The sequence below is a fragment of the Campylobacter concisus genome, assembly GCF_015229965.1.
Lineage (GTDB): Bacteria > Campylobacterota > Campylobacteria > Campylobacterales > Campylobacteraceae > Campylobacter_A > Campylobacter_A concisus_BD.
Window position 1 is genome coordinate 21,231 of record NZ_JAAKZB010000024.1, and the last position, 6,303, is coordinate 27,533.

At 39.3% G+C, this 6,303-nt stretch carries 3 protein-coding genes; 1 reads left to right on the forward strand and 2 read right to left on the reverse strand.

Annotation, left to right across the window (positions count from 1 at the left end):
- The first annotated feature begins 76 nt into the window (after positions 1-76).
- Positions 77-1,843 carry an aryl-sulfate sulfotransferase gene (locus G6W43_RS09105; RefSeq protein WP_194169644.1) on the forward strand — a complete coding sequence of 589 codons (1,767 nt, stop codon included), beginning with the start codon at positions 77-79 and terminating at the stop codon, positions 1,841-1,843.
- Positions 1,844-1,879: 36 nt separating this feature from the next.
- Here G6W43_RS09105 and G6W43_RS09110 read toward each other — a convergent pair whose 3' ends face one another.
- Both G6W43_RS09110 and G6W43_RS09115 read right to left on the reverse strand, forming a co-directional pair.
- On the reverse strand, positions 1,880-2,230 hold the full coding sequence (locus tag G6W43_RS09110) for a hypothetical protein (protein WP_103557760.1): 351 nt from the start codon (positions 2,228-2,230) through the stop codon (positions 1,880-1,882).
- 66 nt (positions 2,231-2,296) lie between these two features.
- The coding region (locus G6W43_RS09115) for an Ig-like domain-containing protein (protein WP_194169645.1) at positions 2,297-6,303 on the reverse strand (4,007 nt) is incomplete at its 5' end.

A 6,303-nucleotide genomic window follows, 5' to 3' on the forward strand; every position in this document is an offset into this window, starting at 1 on the left:
CCTCTTTTTATATAAGCGTTAGTTTTGCGTGAAATTTGGATAGTAAGATATCATTAAATTTCACAAAGGAGCGAAAATGAGCAAGAATTTCTTAGGTTCTGTTGCCCTTGCGGCTGTTTTGGTGAGTGGTTTTGGCTTTAGTGCTCCACTAAACGCTGGTGTCTTGGCTCATCAAGTAAAGGTTCAAGGAGAGCTTGGCTCAGTCTTTATAAACCCTTACGACGTATCTCCGCTAACTGCTATCATCGATAGAGCCGGCAAAGATATCAAAGATATCCACGTCAAAGTAAAAGGCAAGCCAGATGGCGGCATCGATATCGACTACAACGTCTCAGAGCATGCCCTACTCACACATGATGGCGTGCCTGTTTGGGGACTTTATCCTGACTATCTAAACGAGGTCGAGCTTAGCTACACATTTAACGGAGCTAAAAAGGTTGAGACATATAAAATTTACGCCCAACCTATCGTCACATATAGCCGTGATTATAGGTTTTCTCATATGCAAAAGACTCGCGTCAAAAAGGTCGATCCTGCCTTTAAAAATAGGCTCTATCTCATAAACAACACAATAACAAGCGTCTATAAACCGCTTGATTGGAAAAATGGTGGAGCTGCTAGCTGGAACGACTTTACCGAAAACTACATCGTAGATACCAAAGGCGAGGTCAGATGGTACCTTGACTATCAGAAATTTTACGACCGCAGCGAGAGAATAGTGATGGATGGGGGTATGATGATGGGCTTTCATCAGCTAAAAAACGGCGATATCAGCTTTGGCATGGCTCAAAGATATCTTAGATATGATCTAATGGGAAAAGAAATTTACAACCGCTCACTACCTAGAGGCTACATCGATCTAAGCCACGAGGTGATGCCACTAAAAGATGATCACGCACTTCTTAGAGTAGCAAAATACAACTATCATCACAAAAATGGTAAAATTTCTCACACCATAAGAGACCACATCATCGAGGTCGATAATACTGGCAAGGTGGTCGAAGAGTGGGATCTAAATGAAATTTTTGGCAACAACGTCTATCGCAGCAACCTCATAAAAGCGCTTGATGCTAGGGCTGTTTGCCTAAATATTGACATGGACGCAAAAGAGATCAAGATAAGCGACGATCAGCCATTTGGCGATGTCACCTCCACTGGCACAGGCAGAAACTGGGCGCATGTAAATTCTATCTCATACGATGAGAGCGATGATAGCATCATCCTTTCGCTTCGTCACCAAGGCATCATAAAGATAGGACGCGATAAAAAAGTAAAATGGATATTAGCTTCGCCTGAAGGCTGGAGTGAAGAGTTTAAAGCCAAAGTGCTTACTCCAGTCGATAGCAACGGCAATAAAATAAAATGTGAAAACTCAAAATGCGAAGGCGAATTTGACTGGTCATGGACTCAGCACACTGCGTGGCTAACACCAAGATATGACAACAAAGGTAGCGTAAAACATCTAAGCGTCTTTGACAATGGCGATGGCAGAGGTATGGAGCAGCCAGCACTTAAAGAGGAGAAATATTCACGTGCGGTTGAATATAAGATAGATGAGAAAAAGGGCACAGTCGAGCAGACTTGGCAGTTTGGTAAAGAGCGTGGCTTTGACTTTTATAGCGCAGTCACCAGCAACGTCGAGTGGCAAAAGGATAAAAATACCTACTTTATCTCAAGCTCAAATGTAAATTTACTCCGCCCTGACAAGACTATCAAGATGGTCTTAGTCGAGATCGACCCAAAGACAAATGATATAAAATTTGAGATGGATGTGGATTCTGCTTCAAGAGATGATGTCGCTTATAGAGCGATGGTTATCGATCCAGAAGTGTTTAGTTATTAAATTTTGGTGTGAGACCCCCTCTCACACCGAAGTGTATTAGTTATTATGTTGAAATTTATAAATTTCTTCTTTGACGCTAGTTAGGTCAAAATTTATCGCTCGCTCTAGCTCTAGCAAACTTACATCTTCGTCTATCTCAAGAGCCATCGCTATCTCGTTTAGCTCTTTTGCTTCCTCATTTGCAAGGATCGCACTCTTAAAACTAGCCTCATCTATCTGGCCAAATTTTGAAAAGATCGATTTAAATTTATCTTTTAAAATTTCTCTACTTAGCTTTTTATCTTCTAAAGCCTTCTTCGTGCCGCCATTTCTATTGCAGGTTCTAAATATAAAATCTATTGTTTCATTTACTTCATCGAGTAAATTTTTTGTCTTTTCACTTTGCATACAAACTCCCTTCACCGCAAACAAATTCAAAGCAAGGCAGACTTTGTCCGCCCTGCTTATAAGAAATTAGAAGTGGCTTTCTACTTTCTCTTCGATTTGGATAGGATGAGTTGTAGCTATATTTTCTTCGCCAGCATGTGAGCTTGCAGTAGCATAAGAAGGTTTAGCTTCTGACTTACCTTCATTCATGATATGATCTTTTGGTGTTTCTAAAAGATCATTTGCGCTAACGCCTATTTTATTGTTATTTAGAACATTTAGCTCAGCTTTTGGCTCATTTATACGAGCAGCATTGCTTAGATCAACACTATCATTGTCTAAGATATCATCTGGCAAGCTTCTAGTGCTTCTTACTTTACCACCATAAGTGTTCTTTAGATCAAACCTTACCATTGTATCATTAGAAAGTGCATTACCGGCTAGGTCTTTAAAGTATCCATTCATAGATACTATCATACCGTTATGACTCATATTAAAGTCTTTACCATCATCGCAAAGAGTTACCACGCGACTTATGCTACCGCTCTTGATATCTGCCTCAGTTATAGTAATATCATCGGTATAACCGTTTATATTGCCCCATCTTGGATTATTAGTATTGATCATATAGTGGAAAACATCCCCAGCTTTTATAGTTACGCGGTCTTGTGGTATATCTACAACAAATGTTATATCACCATTGCCATTTGCTGGATTTTCATAATCTGCTTTATCATAGATTTTATCTTGATTTGCATCTTCTTTAATCCAAATGTTCGGTTGAGCAATAGTTGTATCTATCTCAAGATTTGATACTGTATAAGGATTTGAAACCGCACCAGCCTTATTTGTAGCTACTGCTGTTACAGAGTAATTACCGTCGGCAATATCGTCAGTTGTTACCTTCCAGCTACCATCACTTTCAGCTGTTATAGTTTTTTCCCAAACACTATGTGACTTACTATCAACTACAGATACTTTTACGCTTGCATTAGCCTCAGCTGTTCCACTTATAGTTGGTGTCTTATCATTTGTTAAGCCTGCAACTTGCGCAGCCTCATTTGTGATAAGGTTACCTGTATGACCGCCCCTAACATCATCATAGATGCTTGTGATCTTAACGTTAGTTGTCGCAATATGTTTATTATCTGTATTATCACTAAAGTCAAATACTACTTTATCGCTACCCTTAGCACCTTTATTGCCAGCCGCATCACTAAAGAATGCTTCAGCAACATAAACGCTTCCGTTTGCATTTTTACCATAAGGCATAGGCTTACCAGCATCCGGCTGATCTTTGTCAATTTGGTTATTTTTCATCTCACCAATGTAGCCTCTATCAATTTCAGCTTGACTTATAGCGCGCTCATGCCAGCCTGTTTCATCCCATTTATAGTGGAATATATCACCAGCTTTTATGCTACCATCATCTGGTATAAGAGCCTTCCATGATAGACGTCCTGTGTGAGTATTTTCTATATTTTCTTTCCAGCTAAATTTACCATCGTTATTTGTATCTTCGATAAATTCAACTTTCGCATCTGCTATCTTAGTATCGACTGTTACATTAGCTTTAATTTCAGATCCGATATTTCCAGCTTTGTCGTGTGCTTGAACTGAGAAAGTATGTAGTCCATCACTGAGTGGAGTTGTTACCTTATATTCCCAAGAACCATTTTTATCAGCATGAACTTTAGCATATACTTCTTCGCCAGATTTTATAACTATCAACGACTCAGGCTCTGCTGTACCTTTTAGAGTTGGTGTAGCATCGTTTGTAACTTTACCTTTAACGTTACCTGTAAAATCAATATCGCTAGTTTTTACATCATCATTGATCTCTTCAATAGTCAAGTAAGGCGCTGTAGTATCAACTGTTACAGTGATTGGGCTTGAATGCTCACTCTCTTTACCAAACACATTTTTAGCAATTGCTGTAATCTCATAACTACCATCAGCCCATGGAGAATTCTCTTCTAGTCCATAATACCATTTGCCATTAGATCCCACTGGGATTTTTTCAGCGATTACAGTATTGCCTTTTTTAAGAGTGATGGTCGTACCAACTTCAGCTTCGCCCATAAATGCAGGAGTGCTATCATTTGTTAAGGCTTTATCAGCAACTAAAACATTGCCTGTAGTTCCATAAATTGGGTCGATTAGGTCTGAGCCATACTCATTATCTAGAACCGCTTTGATAACTGGAGCTTTTGGAGCAAAACCTACTATTTTTACTGCATCCATAGAACCTTCACTTACATTACCTGCATCATCGACTAGTCTATAAGATGGAGTTTGGAAGCCTCTTGATTTTGGCATATCGATGCTAAATTCATCTCTTTCTATAAAGCCTTTAGCTATATCTTGCGCAGTTACTTTAAAGATATCTGTCCAAGTTTTAGCATCGTTTCCAAGAATTTGAACCCTATCGCCTGCTTTTACAGTATTTTCTGGAATGTCTATAACCCATTTAAGCTTGCCATCTTTTAGAGCTGAAGCATCAGCTATATCTATCTTCTTGTCGCTATTTATATCAGTTGTTATCTTAACTGTTGGAGCGCCAATAGTTGTATCAACATCTACACTTGACCACTCTGATACAGCACTTCTATTGCCTGCTCTATCGGTTGTTTGAACTTTAAGAGTATGTACTCCATCTTCTAGTGCAGCATGTACTTCACCACCCCAGTTCAAATTTGCCTCAAATGTATATTCCCAGTTGCCGTCTTTATCAGCTGTAACTGTTACTTCTTTGCCATCTTTAAATACCAGTTTATCATCTACTATTATCTTAACAGTTGAGAATGCCTCAGCTGTACCTTTTAGAGTTGGCAAGTTGTCATTTGTAAGAGCATTTTTAACATTACCTACAACACCACCAGCAACATCATCGATGATCTCAGTTATAACTGGCTGTGTAGTACTTGTATCAACATTTACAGTTGCAACATTTGATGGATTGCTAACATTACCAGCTTTATCAGTTGCGATAGCTACTACATTGTACTCACCCTCAGCAAGTGGAGATTTTGGAGTAAATTCCCAGTTACCATTTGCATCAGCTTTTACAATGATGTCTTTGTTAATAATGTCATTGCCATTTTTAAGAACGATAGTTGAACCAGCCTCAGCTGTACCTTTAAATGTCGGTGTAGTGTCATTTGTAAAGCCGTCATTTACGCCAAGTATATTTCCGCCATTTTCAACACCGCCCCACCAGTTATCTGTTACTGCAGTGATGACTGGAGCATCGATATGAGTATCAACGTCTATGCTTACTAGAGCAGATGGTTGGCTATTGTTACCAGCTACGTCAGTCGCTTGAGCTTCGAAGTTATGGTGTCCATCGCTTAGTTTAGGTGTTGTAAATTCCCAGTTGCCATCTTTATCAGCTACTGCAGTCCAGTTGCTGATAACTTCACCATTCTCAAATCTATAACTACCTCTACCATCGATCTTGATCTCAACAGTCGCAAATGGCTCAGCTGTGCCTTTTAGAGTTGGAGTATTGTCGTTAGTTAAGCCACCCTTAACATCACCATTTACTACGCCACCAGCCACATTATCAATGATCTCAGTGATGACTGGTTCATCAGAGTGAAGATCGATCTTGATAGTTGCAGCATCTGAAGGAGCGCTTACTTTACCAGCTGCATTTGTTGCAGTTGCTGTTATACTGTAATCACCCTGAGCAAGTGGAGTTTTTATAGTAAATTCCCAGCTACCATCAGTTTTTACAGGGATATTATCAGCGATAAGATCATTACCATTTTTAAGAGTGATAGTCGTACCTGGTTTTGCTGTGCCTTTAAATGTAGGCGTACTATCATTTGTTAAGCCACCTTTAACATCTTCGTTAAATTTACCGCCCCTTTGATCATCAATTACTTCTGTGATTACTGGAGCTTCTGGAACTTTAGTATTCTCACTATCTTCACCTATCACCTTGCTATCCTTGCCTGGGTTGTTAGGGTTATTTGGATTGATGATCTCTGCTGTTACATTGTTATCTTTACCTGGGTTTAGATCAACTGGGATATCAATCTTACCTTTATCGATATCATCTTGGTTGATTGGTTTTTCAGTCTTTTTAC

Bases quoted from the DNA above. Each gene is read 5' to 3' on its own strand.
- G6W43_RS09110 (WP_103557760.1), bottom strand. From the start codon at position 2,230: ATGCAAAGTGAAAAGACAAAAAATTTACTCGATGAAGTAAATGAAACA.
- G6W43_RS09105 (WP_194169644.1), top strand. From the start codon at position 77: ATGAGCAAGAATTTCTTAGGTTCTGTTGCCCTTGCGGCTGTTTTGGTG.